Source organism: Proteus sp. CD3, assembly GCF_008808075.1.
GTDB classification, from domain to species: Bacteria; Pseudomonadota; Gammaproteobacteria; order Enterobacterales; family Enterobacteriaceae; genus Proteus; species Proteus appendicitidis.
On record NZ_CP019686.1, the window covers coordinates 2,779,492 to 2,795,482 of the forward strand.

At 39.2% G+C, this 15,991-nt stretch carries 16 protein-coding genes and 1 pseudogene; 4 read left to right on the forward strand and 13 right to left on the reverse strand.

Annotated features, from left to right (window positions below):
* Positions 1-2: 2 nt before the first annotated feature.
* The 3 genes from BTA34_RS12500 to BTA34_RS12515 all read right to left on the reverse strand — a co-directional run bounded on the left by BTA34_RS12500 (position 3) and on the right by BTA34_RS12515 (position 4,660).
* Positions 3-323, reverse strand: a complete 321-nt coding sequence (locus tag BTA34_RS12500; protein ID WP_151435861.1) for a DUF3024 domain-containing protein — start codon at positions 321-323, stop codon at positions 3-5.
* Between the two features lie 1,027 nt (positions 324-1,350).
* Entirely contained in the window at positions 1,351-2,232 is an 882-nt protein-coding gene (locus BTA34_RS12510; RefSeq protein ID WP_151435862.1) for a hypothetical protein, read from the reverse strand.
* A gap of 1,393 nt (positions 2,233-3,625) precedes the next feature.
* Complete coding sequence (locus tag BTA34_RS12515) at positions 3,626-4,660, reverse strand: DUF927 domain-containing protein (protein ID WP_265576086.1); 1,035 nt, start codon at positions 4,658-4,660, stop codon at positions 3,626-3,628.
* Between the two features lie 183 nt (positions 4,661-4,843).
* On the opposite strand from BTA34_RS12515, the gene BTA34_RS12525 reads away from it, so the two are divergent.
* Both BTA34_RS12525 and BTA34_RS12530 read left to right on the forward strand, forming a co-directional pair.
* Entirely contained in the window at positions 4,844-5,506 is a 663-nt protein-coding gene (locus BTA34_RS12525; protein WP_151435864.1) for a DUF4145 domain-containing protein, read from the forward strand.
* 520 nt (positions 5,507-6,026) lie between these two features.
* Positions 6,027-6,404: pseudogene (locus tag BTA34_RS12530) on the forward strand (site-specific integrase); the annotation flags it as partial.
* 140 nt (positions 6,405-6,544) lie between these two features.
* Here BTA34_RS12530 and BTA34_RS12535 read toward each other — a convergent pair.
* From BTA34_RS12535 to BTA34_RS12570, 8 genes are all read right to left on the reverse strand, one after another.
* Positions 6,545-6,994: an IrmA family protein gene (locus BTA34_RS12535; RefSeq protein WP_151435865.1), complete on the reverse strand. Its 450-nt coding sequence runs from the start codon at positions 6,992-6,994 to the stop codon at positions 6,545-6,547.
* 65 nt (positions 6,995-7,059) lie between these two features.
* Positions 7,060-7,548: a hypothetical protein gene (locus tag BTA34_RS12540; RefSeq protein WP_151435866.1), complete on the reverse strand. Its 489-nt coding sequence runs from the start codon at positions 7,546-7,548 to the stop codon at positions 7,060-7,062.
* Between the two features lie 156 nt (positions 7,549-7,704).
* Positions 7,705-8,172, reverse strand: coding sequence for a hypothetical protein (locus tag BTA34_RS12545; RefSeq protein ID WP_151435867.1), 468 nt, complete (start codon positions 8,170-8,172; stop codon positions 7,705-7,707).
* Positions 8,173-8,350: 178 nt separating this feature from the next.
* Complete coding sequence (locus BTA34_RS12550) at positions 8,351-9,058, reverse strand: helix-turn-helix transcriptional regulator (protein ID WP_151435868.1); 708 nt, start codon at positions 9,056-9,058, stop codon at positions 8,351-8,353.
* Between the two features lie 211 nt (positions 9,059-9,269).
* Positions 9,270-10,106, reverse strand: a complete 837-nt coding sequence (locus BTA34_RS12555) for a DUF932 domain-containing protein (RefSeq protein ID WP_151435869.1) — start codon at positions 10,104-10,106, stop codon at positions 9,270-9,272.
* 14 nt (positions 10,107-10,120) lie between these two features.
* Positions 10,121-10,546: an antirestriction protein gene (locus BTA34_RS12560; RefSeq protein WP_151435870.1), complete on the reverse strand. Its 426-nt coding sequence runs from the start codon at positions 10,544-10,546 to the stop codon at positions 10,121-10,123.
* A 91-nt stretch (positions 10,547-10,637) separates the two neighbouring features.
* Positions 10,638-11,510: a GTPase family protein gene (locus BTA34_RS12565; RefSeq protein ID WP_151435871.1), complete on the reverse strand. Its 873-nt coding sequence runs from the start codon at positions 11,508-11,510 to the stop codon at positions 10,638-10,640.
* Positions 11,511-11,571: 61 nt separating this feature from the next.
* The gene (locus BTA34_RS12570; RefSeq protein ID WP_112860536.1) at positions 11,572-12,504 is read right to left on the reverse strand and encodes a hypothetical protein; all 933 of its coding nucleotides are present in this window, start codon (positions 12,502-12,504) and stop codon (positions 11,572-11,574) included.
* A 437-nt stretch (positions 12,505-12,941) separates the two neighbouring features.
* Here BTA34_RS12570 and BTA34_RS12575 point away from each other — a divergent pair, with 437 nt between their 5' ends.
* Together BTA34_RS12575 and BTA34_RS12580 are read left to right on the forward strand one after the other, a co-directional pair.
* Positions 12,942-13,529, forward strand: coding sequence for an inovirus Gp2 family protein (locus tag BTA34_RS12575; RefSeq protein ID WP_036975213.1), 588 nt, complete (start codon positions 12,942-12,944; stop codon positions 13,527-13,529).
* Between the two features lie 105 nt (positions 13,530-13,634).
* Positions 13,635-13,844, forward strand: a complete 210-nt coding sequence (locus BTA34_RS12580) for a helix-turn-helix transcriptional regulator (RefSeq protein WP_036968140.1) — start codon at positions 13,635-13,637, stop codon at positions 13,842-13,844.
* Between the two features lie 361 nt (positions 13,845-14,205).
* Here BTA34_RS12580 and arsC read toward each other — a convergent pair whose 3' ends face one another.
* Both arsC and BTA34_RS12590 read right to left on the reverse strand, forming a co-directional pair.
* On the reverse strand, positions 14,206-14,646 hold the full coding sequence (gene arsC, locus BTA34_RS12585) for a glutaredoxin-dependent arsenate reductase (protein ID WP_036968137.1): 441 nt from the start codon (positions 14,644-14,646) through the stop codon (positions 14,206-14,208).
* 10 nt (positions 14,647-14,656) lie between these two features.
* Entirely contained in the window at positions 14,657-15,946 is a 1,290-nt protein-coding gene (locus BTA34_RS12590; protein ID WP_151435872.1) for an arsenic transporter, read from the reverse strand.
* Positions 15,947-15,991: the final 45 nt, after the last annotated feature.

The following is a 15,991-nucleotide window of genomic DNA, read 5'->3' on the forward strand; positions in this document are numbered from 1 at the left end:
GGCTACCCAAAAAAGTAGGATGAATCATCTTCATCAACAGTGGTAAGTGCTTCCTCTAAAGTATATCTGCACGTTTTATCATAAATTACCCAATGGTCAACATTGAACCAAAATAGCTGCCAATTTGATTTATTTTTGTCGTACTTAATTTTGATAATAGGGATAGATAATTTATCACCACAGCACGCACCTTTTTGCGAAATAATTATCGTCGTATTTCGTACACTGTAGGTTAAGTAGAAAAAATCCAGAGTGTTACCGTCCGGCCCCCACATATTAATATACTTTTCGATAAGTAATTTAATCCCTGATGATTCCATCATTAGCCATACCCTACACAAAAATAACTGTTCTCATTCCAATTGAATTTTACGCGTAAAGCAATACTTGAATGTAGCTTATCGAACTGCCTCGATATTTTCGGGTTAGTTGAACTGGTCATCTTAAAGAGGGTCAGTTAAAGGTAGGCAATTATCTGTGCCCCAGTTAGCTGATAACCATTAAGCCATTCATAGCAGCCTGTAGCTTTTACTTTGTTTCCTTCTGGCAGAGCATAAGCTCCAGCGCGTTAATATCGAATGCCACTATCTTCAATGGGTACGGGCTGCGCTTGTCACTCTCAGCCTGAATAGTCATTGTAGCCATAACTTTACCTGTGGCTGTTTTACTCACTCAGGTGCTTTTATTACCGTTCCTGATGTGGTGATCCTGATTGATATTGCTTTTCTTATTTCTGGTTTATTCATCTTGATACCATAATAATATAAGCCATTGGTTAAAATAAAATGCTGATGGGACTCTGGAATATTGGGTAATAATTCCAATTTCTAGGGGAGATCTAAACATTAACTTACCCATGATGATACGGGATTATCCCGCATGTAAAACCTTAGTGTAACCTTAGCGTTATCAGCTTAATCCTCACCGTTTAACCTTGCTGTAATATTGCCGTAGTCCCTTATTATAATCTTGTTGCTTATCACATTATACGGGCCGTAATAGGACCGTTATTTTAGCTTTGGTTATCTATGTTCAGCATGGATAGCTTATTGATTTAATCGGTAGCACATTTTTACTCATTGTAGATGGCTTTCATGGGACATTTTTCATTTTATATGGGACATGTCCCATAAAACATGGGACACTAAACCCAACGATTTTTAACGTAACTTTTGAAAGTAAAATAAAAGACTTCATCCCACATCATGGGACATGGGACACAAAATCAAAAATGCGTAGCTAGACGCAGAACGCGGCGCGCAATGCCCGTGAAATAGAAAAGTGCTAGGAAGGACCCAAAAAATTCTAGACCAATGAGTATTGGTCTAGAACAAAATATCACTTCAAATATTATTGTTGGTAATTTGACTCAATCTTACTTAGTGAGTTGGGAATAAGAGTTTCACTAAATCCAGATACGAAAGACAGCATTAATAACATAAACATATTGCCATCATTCGAAATCAGACCTGAAAACATAAGCCCTGAACGGACGAGAGAGTAAATAACAACCCCTGCAATTAAAGAGATGACTAACCTTTCCGCGCCATAAATAGAATACATCCAGTTGCTGATAGCCTGCTGAGTTGAAACATATTTCGCCTTCAGTGATACCGATAAAAAACCACCTAGTGTTGAATATGTTAGGCAATAGAGCATATTAAAAAAGGTCGCATTAGTAATAATAAAATCTTTTTCTCTCAAAAAATAGAATATTACTGAACTAATTGAGAAACAAATAGCTACTATCGCAGCACCAAGCAAATAAAAAAGTCGACTATAAATCTTTGTTTTATAATCACATTCAGCATCTTTTGTTATGTTGGCAATTATCGTTTTGGAATTTTCTGTATCGCCCAAAATGGCTGTTACTATGGCACTAGAAGCTCTTTGTTTATAAGATTCATCAACACCTAGCTTATACAATGTAGACTTTAGCTTATCAAAATCATCTTTAACGCATTGAAAATTAAGCATTGGTTCAAAATCATCTTCTACCAAAGTATCAACTATAACCTTTAAGCTCGTTATGTCAGAAGACCCCTCTATCGTGTATACTAAGTACTGATCACCACGAGCATATATTCTACTTATTGTATTTCCCATAAAGTCCTTGTTTCCTACAACATAATTATTCATCCTTGTAATTTGATTTTGCTTATACTCTTCTTTTTTTTCATCTAATGCTGATCGACATGAACTACACTCACCCGCCATATATTTATCTTCCATAATTAAAACAATCCCGTTTACTATATCAAATTTATTCTTTAATTTGTCTATCTAGCTGTCTTCATTGTCTCTTCAAGCGCTCGGCTTATTTTCTGTGGTAAAAAAGCCCCGCCATTTTGAAGCGAGGCTATAACTTGACTATCCTCATGAGATTACTACTTTTTCTATATTGTGGTCATTCATGATTAACGTATAGTTGCGCGACATTCATGAAGTACGTTTCTCTATTTTGCCCCGATTGTCTGGGGTGTTTTTGTTTCTATGTTCTAAGACCGAAAGAAAACCTTGGGAAAACTTGGCATTGTATTGCGCAATTCGCAATTTTTTTGCGCACGATTCGCAGTTAACCTCAATAAATCTATATATCAAAATACGTGGATATTCTTTTAACTCATTGTAATAATTATCATTCATTGATGTTCACATTTTTCGCAGTGCGCAATTCTAAGCGCGGTTTTTCGCAGTAATGCGCAATTGACCTTAACATTTCTGTACATCCAGAATTGTGCATAACCTGTCTAACCTTTGCTACAACTGAATTTAAGACGATTCACACTCTGCGCAGTTTGCAAAATTATGCGCAATTTCCAGATTGACCTTAACATTTCTATACAACATCCAAAATTGCGCACAAATCACTCTAATCCTTGCTGTAACTGACTTTGAGAGCATTCGCACTCTGCGCAATTCGCAAAATCATGCGCAATTTATCTTATAACCTTAGCATTTCTTAGCATTCGAGTTACGCATAAACCTATCTAGCCCTTGTTACATCTGGCTTTGAGTTGGTTCGCACTTTGCGCACCAGTTCGCATCTATGCGCACAATACCGATACATCCCGATACATCCGTGCGCAAAATGGTTTATAGATTTTTTAAGGTGATAGTCATTCATACGGTCGGGTAAAAATGAATTGAATTCCAATTTAATACGTGAGGTTTTATGAGGTGAAAAACTGCACAATACACTCGAAAAAATTTTTATATAAATACACAAAAGTGGTGGTCTCAGTGGTCTCAGTGGTCTCAATCCACGCAACCACTTGTATTTATACAATTTATTTATTTTCACTGAGACCACTGACCGATTTTGAGTGGTCTCAATTTCCAAATTACAACCAGATGAAATTCATATCAATTTGATAAATAAGGATTAAATAGATTATTTTTAGTGGTCTCACTTTTTAATTTCAGTGGTCTCAGGCTCTTTTTCCTACCAGCAAGATAAGCCGTCAATTTATTCTGTGGTCTCAAAATCGCCTCAAGTGGTCTCAAAAAGGGCTTGAATGGTCTCAGTGTGGTCTCAATATTTAAAAATAAATTCTTTAATATCATACTATTAATAAATACATCCTTTATTGAGACCACTACTATTTATCATTTTAACAAGCGATTAATCGTCATCATCATCCTGAACTAGCATCATGATATAAGCACGTTGTTGAGTTCCCCCAAGGTGTTTAAGTCGGGGCGTCTTTCCCTGCAGACGTTTTCCTTTGGCTGGCTTTTTCAGTATTCCCATAGTGGCTAATACTTCTGCGAACGTTTCGGCATTAAACCCCTTGGCAACCTCAGCCCTAAATACATTCGGTAATGTATAAAAAAGAATTGGCGCATCATCATGACTGCCTTTGCGCTCTCGATAACCGGCTAAATCACGTTCATCATAAGGTAGTGGAGCATACCGGCTTATCCCATAGGCATTTAAAAACGCTAAAGCCTGTTCTGTGATCTGCTCAATTTCTTTATTGCCGGTGCCAAATTCAGCCAACCAGACATTAAATACGGCTTGAACTGCGTCTCTACAATCTTGTTCATCCCAACCCGTAATCACTCGTCCCATTAATAACGCTGACTCTATAGCAGAAAAGCGATCACTAGCTCGGTGTACCTGTTCCCCATAACTACTGGGAATTGATTTACCCCATCGTTGCTGTGCGGCTCGATAGGCTTCCTTGGCTTCTTCCTTGTGGTTTGATAGGTACTCAATCCAATAACGCCCTGCAGTGCCGTAGTTAGCACGACAATTCACCTTAATTAAGTCAGCGTGCTCTTTCCCTGTTTCACACTCATGTAACTCAGTAGCTCGCTCTATTGGAATATTAAGTAACCGCACCAGTTGACCAGCATTCACTTTTACCCCTGAATTTAATAAAAAGGTTTCAATGTCTTTTTCGCCGGTACTAATGGCCACTGTCCGCCAGCTTTGAACCTGCCGATTACCGCCCTCTTTTGCACCTTGGATCTTACCTTTGCCATTAAATAGCGTGTAAGCCGATTTATAGACGTGTTTAGGATCAGCCCCTTGTCCAACTTCATCTAAATATAAAAGCCCGTCATTGTGAGCTACAGCCTCGTTAGTCATGCCGTATTCAGTGTCATACCACGTTAAACGCTGTAAATCAGGATCTCCTGTTCCATGTTGCACTTGCACTGCAATGAAGTTTTTAGCTTTCTGTTCTGCTCAATAAGTTTACCTATCAACGCTATAACAAATTCTTGCTTTTGCGATGATGAGGCTATTTCATAACGTTGAATTAAGGTAAATTCAGGCCTATCTGAACTGTTAAGAATTATTGAAATATCATTTAATAATGGAGTTAATGTATTCATGGGTATGCTCTTTTTTAATTTAACCTGCCCACACTGCCATAGAGATAACGCTGTTCTTCAGGCTTTTAGTGAGAGCAAGAGACAATCAAGTAATATTTACGATATCGCGTTTAAGTGCAGAAGTTGTGGGAAATCTGGAATTGCTGTTGTTAAAGCACGACCCAATACTAGTGGTCCTTTTGATTCAGTGAACTTTAGTGATTTAGATTTGGTTTTACCTAACAAAGATTTATGGTTTACGATTATTGAAACTTATCCTTCAATAAAGGTCAGCTCAGCACCTGACAACACCCCTGAGCGAGCAGCTAAATTTTTCATTGAATCAAAAGATGACTTTCAACGCGGTAGATATGAAACTAGCGTGATGAATTGTCGAAAAGTTATTGATATCTCGACTAGAGTACTTATGGGTGAAGATGCTAAAGATGAGAAATTATCGCAACGCATAAGTATGTTATTTGCTAAAGGAAAAATAACAGAGGACATGAAAGACTGGGCTCATATAGTTAGAATTGACTCAAATGGTGCAGTCCACTCTGATGAAGAGTTCACAAAAGAAGAAGCAGAGCAAATTCTAGGATTTACCGAGGTATTTCTGATGTACTCCTTCACTTTGCCTGAGATGATCAAAAAACGACAAGAAGTAAAAGACTCAATTTAATGAAACTAGGTTGAGGTGATGATTACTTTCACCTTAACCCAACCAGTTCCCTGCATTAGATGCCTCCCAGTCAATTTTAAATAGTCGCTTAAGCACTTTCTCGCTTCGGTAATTTTTGAAAAACTTGCGGTTATAGTCTTTGCAGTTCTTTATGTATTTTCTTTTCCTGAAGGTAGCCTCGTCGGCATAAGCCCATAGGAGATCTTTATAATTAGTTCCTTTCATTACTCAACCCTCTAATTAATATTGATATTCTTGGTGCAAAACTTAAACACCCACCTGATTAGATAGGTCATCACTAACGCCTGAATAATCACTATTGGTAATGCCCTTAGATAAACATGAAGATTAAACTCGCCTAATTTATCTATCGCGATTAAAAGCGATACCGAACACCAAGCAATGAGTTGAAATAGAAATGTAAGAATGTTGCTACTAAATATCCTGACGAGTGCCTTCTGATGCCATTTCATCACTCAACATCTCACCTAATTGCCATAACTAATTTTTAAACTTCCTGATAGGAAACCATCATAAATGGGTATTTGTTCATACTGAATCAAAAAAAAGACCAGACGGAACATTAACGCCAAGTGTTAGGAAAATGCGAGTTGATTCTAACACAGCATGGAGGACGGCACTAAAAAGAGCTGGTATCGAAAACTTTCGCTTTCATGACTTAAGGCATACTTGGGCGAGTTGGTTAATTCAATCTGGTGTTCCACTTACAGCATTACAAGAAATGGGAGGCTGGGAAAGTATAGAGATGGTAAGAAGGTATGCTCATTTAGCACCAAACCATTTGACAGAGCACGCACGTAAAATTGATGACGTTTTTAATGATAACGACACAAATACGACACAAAGCAAAAACCAAGTTGGATTAAAATTAGCGTAAGGTGTTGATTTTAAATGGTCCCTACAGGATTCGAACACGAGTAAATTAACATTGTTTTATAATGAAAATATCGTGTTCGATAAATTTTATACCAACAAATATACCAACAATTATTTTTCTATCATAATGCCTAAGCTTTTCTACTTCCCTGAAATCGACATCTTCGCCAACTCTGGATTATTGGCCTCAAAGATGGATAGTGGTAATTCAACCTTACGACCGTTTTGATCTTCCACCGCTTTAACCACTTCAAATTTAGCAACATCCTCACACGGAATTTCCAATCCTGCAAACGTAACACGAGTAGCGCTAGTATCGCCAAAAGGTTCCACTTCCAGTACCGTATCCCCTAATACTTTTCCTTTTCCATCTTTCATTCGCAGCGTGAGTTCAAGCGCACCAAACTCCGCGTGGTCTAGAACCATATGGCTACCACCATTATCGAGGGTAAATGAGTAACCACAGTAACCTTGGTTAATAAAATTTGAGCTGGTATGTGTGATGCTTGCATAACGCTGTTGTTCTTCAGCCAAGCTAAATGTACTGACTGCCAATAAACTCATCGCAAAAATGCTCTTTATCTTATTCATTACGTTACCTTTAGCTATATTTTATCATCCTCGCTACCACAAGTGATGGTAGCGAGCATCTAGATTTATTGTTGGTTGGTTTGCAATCCGCCTTTAGTACGGTCCTTTTCTTTCCAGCGTGGTCGATTCTTGCCTGAAAACTCTTTTTGCATACTCCAATACCCAATGGGGTAACGAGCTACAATCGTCCCGCCAACACCAATATCGACCGAAGAGTACTGACCATTATTAATGGTTCCTTTTTGAACGTAGGCATTAGGGCTACAAGTGCCCGTATCGCGTTGTTGCCAGTTTCCGTCAGTTCTTGCCACGATATAAAAATCACCAAATGCGCAACCTGAGGCAGATTTATGATTCAGTACCGCAACATAATGTTTGGTTGAGCCCACAATCCTACAGCTACTGTTTTGGCCCCCACACACTTGCCATAAGGTTTTACCGCCATCGCCTTTATATTCCCAGATGGTATTTTTAGGGGGCTGGCTGGCGGCAGAGGCGGGTAATGTTATCAACCACAGTGAGGCTAATGCAGCCACAACTACATATTTTTTCATTATAAATTCCTATCAACATAAATAGAAACGTCAGATTGACGCTTGATGAACACCGTCTAATGGGTGCTTGTTTTTCCCTGATATGGCGTATTCGATGGTTATCGGGTGAATGGTGAATAAGGTATCCACAACAAAAATTGCTGATCATGGTTAATGTTATGGTTGGCGGTTTAGTCGCACTGAAACCCAGTGACGAATTCGTCGATGAAGATAAAAGGCAATACCAGTGGCGATAAGCAAATCAACCAGCAATATCGTGGTGGCGATACCTTCAGTAAAACCGTATAGCCAACCGGATGACATGATAATCAGTAGGCTAGAGAGGGCTAATCCGATAATGATGGTAGAGATAATGGCAATTAATTTGGGGTTGAAATGGATTTTATAATCAATCCCTTTAAAGGCACTTAAAACCCACAAGCCTAATTGCGTCAAGAGTTGTGGGATAAGCAAAGCTGAGAGATATAAAACGAAGTACATCAATGTGATCCCATACGGGTTCATGATGAGGGCGATAAGCTGGAAATGTGTTAGCAATACGCCCGTGATCCAAAGGCATAACAAGATACTGATAACGATAGCGATGCGTTCTAAACCCAATTGTAAGTGTGAAACAGTGTTCATATTTTTTAAGCTTCCTTATGTGATGATGAATTCACGATGTAATGGTTATTTTGAATAGGCATGGTCCATTCGTGACCGCAATCGCGGCACATCCAGCCCGAGCCCCATGCAATGATGTCTTGCTCAGAAGAGCAGTGAGGGCAATGTGTGGGATGCGATGCTGGTGGGGTTAATAGCGTCATGGTCGGCTCCTTTCTTTGTGTGATGGAAGAGAGGTAAGTACTTGTGATATCAATCGAAAATGCGGTAGTGCCGCAATAAAACTGTTTTGTTGTGACAGTTGCATCACTGCGTGTTTCGGTGTGAAGGGGGTATTGAGCGGCTGAACCTGTTGAATATCATCCAACAACAAGACATGCACTTGCTGATGATATTCCGCCAGTAAATACCACTGACCTTCACGGTAAATCAGTTGATAGGGTTGTAGTGGACTAAAACGACGTTCAGGTGTAAGTAAGCTAATAGATTGCTTACTGGTAATGGCATACACCAATTGATAGAAATGGTCGGCATGTAGAGCCGAAATCTTATGGGCGTGATGCCAAATCAAACAAGGTGCATGGGGCTGCTGGGTTAACAGCAACCCGAGTAAGCGGCTGTCTAGCCCCGGAAACAACCGAGTCATCCCAATCTGTTTCACAAAGGTAAGAACATCTTTGTCTCGGTAAGCTTTTAGCGTATTGATGGGCAAGCGATAACAACCTTGCCGACCTTCTACCCCCAGATAAGCCAAGCGTTCACGTAAATCCCGCTGTAACGTGCGTTCAGAAACATTGAACTCTTGGGCTAAACACGAGAGCACAAGGCTTTCTCCTGCCATTAATCGGGCAATCAGCGCAGAGAGTCGCATAGCCATGCGGTCATATTTTCGGTTGATCTGAAACATAACGTATTGCTCTCAATAACAGACGTTAGGAAATGAAGAAGTGAGGGAGTTTAACTTAGGGGATTGACAGGTTATGTCTGTTGGGAAAAATTCTCATTAGGCATTTTAGTGAAAAATCACTATAAGTAATTCATTGATAAATAAGGTTATGCTGTTTATCTGAACAATATGAGTGTGAAGCATAACGACACAACCTGTCAGGGTGGGAAAATTAGTTGGGTTGGCGGGGGGCAAGTTGGTTAAATAAAGTATCCGCCATCACCCACAGGGCTTTATTGAGTTTGATATCACCATCAATCCCATTCACCGAACGAGTGCGAGCGAGTTTACCTTTTGCAGTACGGCCTGATAGTCCCCCTTTAATCAGATTTTCTTGTAAACGTTGGTACACCGTCCAAAGGTCTTCTTTTTTATCTTCAACGCGTCGAGGCTGTAGAATTTGCTCTCGCGTGACGGGCTGGAACTCTTCACCAAAGCGGTAGGTCAAAGCTGCTTCAGCAAAGGCTTGTTGGGCGGGTGGGGGTAACAATAACGACTGCATACTTTCGCGTTTTTCGACTACTTGCTCAAACGTATTGAGTACCTCATACGCCCCTTCAATCACTTTGTCCACCACATCCCCTTTATGGGGTACACGCACTTCACCCAATACATCACCGCACACCAAACCGTTAGAACACACGGCTCTAAAAAGCCCCGGTAACATCTGATAGCTGCTTGAGCCATCATGGCTATTAAGCAGAATAATTTCAGGAACTTGTATACCCGTGATTTGGTCATGTCGCCGAAGTCGTAACATGTGCTTTGTATGCTCTCGACGACTGATATCACGCACCCGAGTTTGGCAGGCAAAGAACGGATAGAAGCCTTCTTTTTGCAGGCTATCTAACAAGGTAATGGTCGGGATGTAGGTATAGCGTTCACTGCGGGAATCGTGCTTCTCTTCAGAAAATACACTCGGTACAGTACGGAATAACTCTTCGATAGTGAGTGGACGCTCACGGCGAATACTGTTAGCAGAGCCAAAACGCGAAGCTAATAAACTCATGATAAAACTCCGGATTAATCAATTAAGTGGAAAATGGCAGCGGATTCGGGATGTTGTAGCGCATAGTCACGCAACTGATAAAAACGGTCACATATCACTTCGCTTTCTGTTTGGAATGACCAGATGCTGTACAGGATAAGACATACTGCAATGCCTGCCGCCTCTTGGCTCACAGTGGCTTCATTGCCGTTGTGCATGTTGAATAGCGTTAAAGTGTCCATGTTGATATCGGGGTAGATAAAGGCACCACCATTATTGAGCGTGCCATATTCCCAGTAACCGCCATGATACTCATCGCAGAATTGGCCCATCGTGGTGAAGATCACCACTTCAAAGGTGGCCCAGCCTTTAACTGTACCAAAATGGTTGAACCAAAAATCAAGGCGTTGTTCATCAGGAACGAGTGTGATTGCAATAGCGGATTCAGTTAAATGATTCATTAGTTGATACTCCATTAAAAAGAAATAAAAAAGCGCCAATCCCGTTAAGGAGTGGCGCTAGATGTCATTAATGTTGCGTTAATTTAAGAAGCTAAAAGAAAAAACTCCACAGGGATTTAGCGACGGAAACGATGCTGTTTTTGACAATGCTGATCGTATGTTTTATCAATGTGGGTAATGGAATAATATCGATTATGGTATCGACGATATCACTGACACATTGCCCAAAATCGTTACGTGCAGAATTTTCCACAGATTGCGTCCGGTAAGTGCTGTTCAGTTGCCTAGCGACACCGCTACTGGCTTGCGCTGGTAACGCCTGTATTAATTGCTCTGATAATTCAGTGAGTTGAAAGCCTTCTGCCGCAGAAACCGTCATCACAGGATGATGTAGCTTAAAGGCGGTTACTACGGCTTCTTGCTTCAATTTCAAGTTAGTCATTTGTTCAAGGGATGGCTGGTGGTTGTGTTCATCCCACTGGCGGCAGGGCTCTATTTTGTCTGCTTGGTTCAGAACAAATAGAAATTGCTTAGGTTGGTAGCCACATTGCTCAGTAAGAAAGCGATAGCACTGTTCATCGGAAGACCATGCACGATCATCCGCTTTGAGTACCCAGATGATTAAATCCAGTTCTGGCAATAAGTTACGATAGAGCTGGTGGTACTCTTTATCTCGTTTGATACTTTCCCCCACGCCGGGTAAATCAACAAAAGTGAGGGTATGGTTGTTCATTGTTATACTGAAGCGTTGAGCTTGGCGTGTGCAGCCAGAGACATCACTCACAGGCGATAGTTGGGATTGGAATAGAGCATTGATTAAGCTGGATTTTCCAGCTCCTGTTTTACCCATTAAGCCTATGGTGGGGGAGTAGTTTATTAGGTAGTTGAGTTGGTTGAAAAACAGATTTTTAAATGAAGCAGGAAAGGCAGAAATAACCCTTCCTAATTCAGGATATTCGTTCATATTGCTTCCTTGAAAATAAATTCATCATCATTCAAGGTAATAATATATATTTGAAATTGTTTTAATTTTTCTTTTCAACTAACGATATGAGTTCTTTAAGTGGATCTCGTGGCAAAACAATTTCTTCAATCATCGCCTCGATAATTTCGTTAATATTTTTATTATGATTTTTAGCTATTTCTTTTAATTTCAACATAGATGATTTTGAAATATACGTATTGAGTACAGCCTTATCTTTAACTCCATCACGATACTTTTTTTGGCTCCATGCCTTCCTTGTTTGAAATAAAAAAAGCTTTACACGTTCTACGGTTGAAATAACAGCCCAATAATCAAAACAGGAAACAATTATTTTCCATTTCTGATTTTTAATAAGAACATTAACATCATCATCAGCAGCAATATTTTCGCGCATCATCCTCTCTCCTATCCATTTTAACGCTTCAGTTTTTTTTGACAAAAATGAAAAAGGATCTGGATATTCTTTGGTAATAGATGAAGCTTTATCTCTCATTTGAAAAACTATCGCATTAAAATCTTTAGGGGTCATAAATAAAACTATAAAATCCAAAAAACAAACAATATAATGAAAAGGTATATTTTTACCCATCATTGGCATCAAATTTAAAGGTGAATAATTATACACTCCAGCCATAATTGATTTATGACCCATTTCTATAAGGTATTTATTATACGACTTCATGAGAAAGTTTAAGATAACAAATGATATTCTTTCATCCCTTAAAAAAGATAGTTGTTCTATTGGAATAGTTTTTCTCTCCACCTTTCTTAAATAATGATCAACATTATTTAAGACATTCCCGACATGCTGATTCAACTCACGAATTAACGTATTAACATTCTTACCTCTTGCCTCGATAATCATTTTATAAAAATCTTCAGGTAATAGTGTTTTTTCTGAAAGCATACAGAATAGGACTGCATAATATTGTCTACACTCCAAATAATTATCATTTACATCTACACTTATCATACACTCTCTCCACCTAGTATTTTTTGCAGACCTTTACGCTGTATTTTACGTAGTATTTAAGATGTTATTATGCTACATAACAATCAGTATTTATGTGTTGAAAATCACTATAACCACACAAATTATTATTAGAATGAAGACTAATCTTTAGATAAGCTAATATCAGAGTTGAACTACTTGAAAAAGTATCAGTTCACCTTTGTTCAAAAGCGCTCTGTCACGGTCATCGGTGATGAGATAGAGAAGAGCCTTGCCGTGTTGGTATAGTATTATCTTAATAAAGAAAACCTATCCCATAACTACACCTAGAACATTAATCATTACCCTGTCACTGACTCACTAATTCATATGCTCATCATTTTTCTAAAGTGATGAATTCTTATTTTTAACAACATCCATTCTAGATATGAAAATAAAACCAACCAAAGGTATCAATCATGTCTAGAAACACCTACAACGAGCATTACATTCAAAAGATAAACCACACCATCCGTAAATCACTCTCAACCTATAATCGAGTTACTGCTATTCGAGTGGACTTGCGATTTCCTTCATCGGATATAATTCACTTAAGTGACTCCAATGCCATCACCCGATTTTTTGAATCGTTAAAAGCAAAAATAAATGCTGACCTAAAACGTAAAAATAAAATATGGAAGCGTAACCATTCATGCCCTTTGTTTTATGTATGGGTCAGAGAGTTTGGTGAGATAAAAAACAAAAAACACTACCATGTACTTTTGCTATTAAATAAAGATGTTTATTGGAACCTAGGTGATTTTATTAAAACCAAAGGGACGCTCTATGCATTAGTACAACAAGCATGGTGTAGTGCTATTGGTGTAAACCATCCTGATAAGCGTTATTTAGTTCATATCCCGGACAACGCCGTTACTTGGCTAGATAATAATGAAACCCACAATGAAAGTGCGATATTCAAATTAAACCAGCGTTGTCGTTACTTAGCCAAAGAGCATACAAAATATTATGGTGATGGCGAGCGTTCTTTTGGGTGCAGCCGTTAATCTACCAATAAAAAACATGAGGGGGATATCTTTTGGAAGAGAGATATCCCTAAATATTCATCGATATCCCTTCTGCCTTTTAACTTTAAAGACAGGAGTTCAATAATGAGCACTCAAGCGATTCCCTTATTAGATGACCAATTCGTTGATATGAAATTTATAACCCGTTTAACCGGATTAACTGATAAATGGTTTTATAAATTGATCCAAGATGGGGAGTTTCCAAAGCCGATAAAACTGGGGCGTAGTTCTCGTTGGTTAAAGAGCGAAGTTGAAAATTGGTTACAAGCACGTATTGCCGAATCCAGAGTCTAACCATCACATCACTCTCCTATTCTGCGTTAGTAACACCAACATTTAAGTCACACTGAAAACTCAACAATGAGAAAGTATCATGCTCTTTATGAGACATTGCTACGCCTTTACCAACTCTGACTGAATGGACTTACCAAACTTACTGTCGCTCACGGAATGCTTCATCCCTATATCAAGAATAGTTACCAGCTGGTGGAGAGGATCATTGGCAAGCAGATGGAGAACCAGGGGCTGGAGATAATAATGAATGATTATGTATTATTCACAACAACATATTTTATTTAGTTAACAGCATAAACACATACAGAGTGTTGAAGTTGCCAACAACACTCAATCCCATTCACTTTCCTAGGGTTTGTACTTAACTGGCCTCTTCATTTGCATTTTTACATCGTGTACTACCAATCACTATTTGACCATCTTCCTTGATAAATTCACTTTGTTGCTGATTAGGCAATATATCTAATACGACCTCTGATGGCCGACACAACTTTACGCCTAGCGGCGTGACAACAATCGGCCTATTGATCAGTATTGGGTACTGCAACATAAAATCGATCAATTGCTCATCGGAATAAAGGTTATTTTCTAAATTTAATTGCTCATAGGGCTCAACATTTTTGCGGAGTAATTCGCTGACTGTGATTTTCATATCGGCGATAAGTTGAACTAGCACATCCTTAGTCGGAGGTGTTTCTAGGTAATAAATAATCGTTGGCTCAACACCACTATTGCGGATCATGGCAAGGGTATTACGCGAAGTGCCACAATTGGGGTTATGGTAGATAGTGATCTCATTCATGGGGTTACCTTTAATTTAACAGTGAAAGTCGAAGTACTAAAGCAACGAGTGTGACAATGAGCACAGGGATAGTCATGATAATCCCGGTTTTGAAATAATATCCCCATGTAATGGTCATGTTTTTTTGCGATAAAACATGCAGCCACAACAATGTCGCCAAGCTACCTATTGGTGTGATTTTTGGACCTAAATCGGCGCCAATCACATTGGCATACACCATCGCTTGCTGAATTAACCCTGATGCTTCACTTCCTTCTATGGATAGCGCACCAATTAACACCGTTGGCATGTTATTCATTATTGAGGATAAAAATGCAGTTATAAATCCCGTACCAATTGTTGCTACCCATAACCCTTTGTCTGCAAGGTAATTGAGCGTTTCAGAAAGATAATCGGTTAACCCTGCATTTCTTAAACCATAAACAACCAAGTACATACCTAAAGAGAAAATGACGATTTGCCACGGTGCTCCACGTAATACTTTTTTGGTATTAATCGTATGGCCTCTGGCTGCAATCACCCAAAGAATTAAAGCGCCAATAGCCGCAATTGCACTGATTGGAATACCTAATGGTTCTAAGACAAAGAAACCAATAAGTAGCAGTACCAATACCAGCCAACCTGTTTTAAACGTTGTCATGTCCTTAATGGCTAAAGTCGGTTCACTCAGTTTGGTAACATCATATTGTTTAGGAATATCTTTGCGGAAAAACCAATGCAGCATCGCTAATGTTGCAATAATTGCAGCAATATCCACTGGCACCATAATCGATGCATATTCAGTAAATCCAATATTAAAGAAGTCCGCAGAAACGATATTCACGAGGTTCGAAACGATCAGCGGCAAGCTCGCCGTATCTGCAATAAACCCGGCAGCCATGACAAATGCTAATGTCGTGCCTTTGTTGAAACCAAGTGCCAATAACATCGCAATCACAATGGGCGTTAATATCAATGCTGCGCCATCATTGGCAAACAAGGCCGCAACCGTTGCACCAAGTAACACGATATAACTGAATAACAGTTTTCCTTTACCCCCACCCCATTTGGCAACATGTAATGCAGCCCATTCAAAGAAACCACTTTCATCTAAAAGTAGGCTAATGATAATGACGGCAACAAATGTCGCCGTGGCATTCCAAACAATGTTCCAAACAATAGGAATATCTTGAAAACTGATCACACCAAAGATCAGTGCCAATACAGCCCCTACTGAGGCACTCCAGCCAATACCCAGTCCTTTGGGTTGCCAAATAACAAAGGTGATCGTTAAAATAAAAATCAATGCGGCAATAAACATAACAACCTCATTTAAAAGGTGCTTTTCCGCACCTTTTATTTTTAG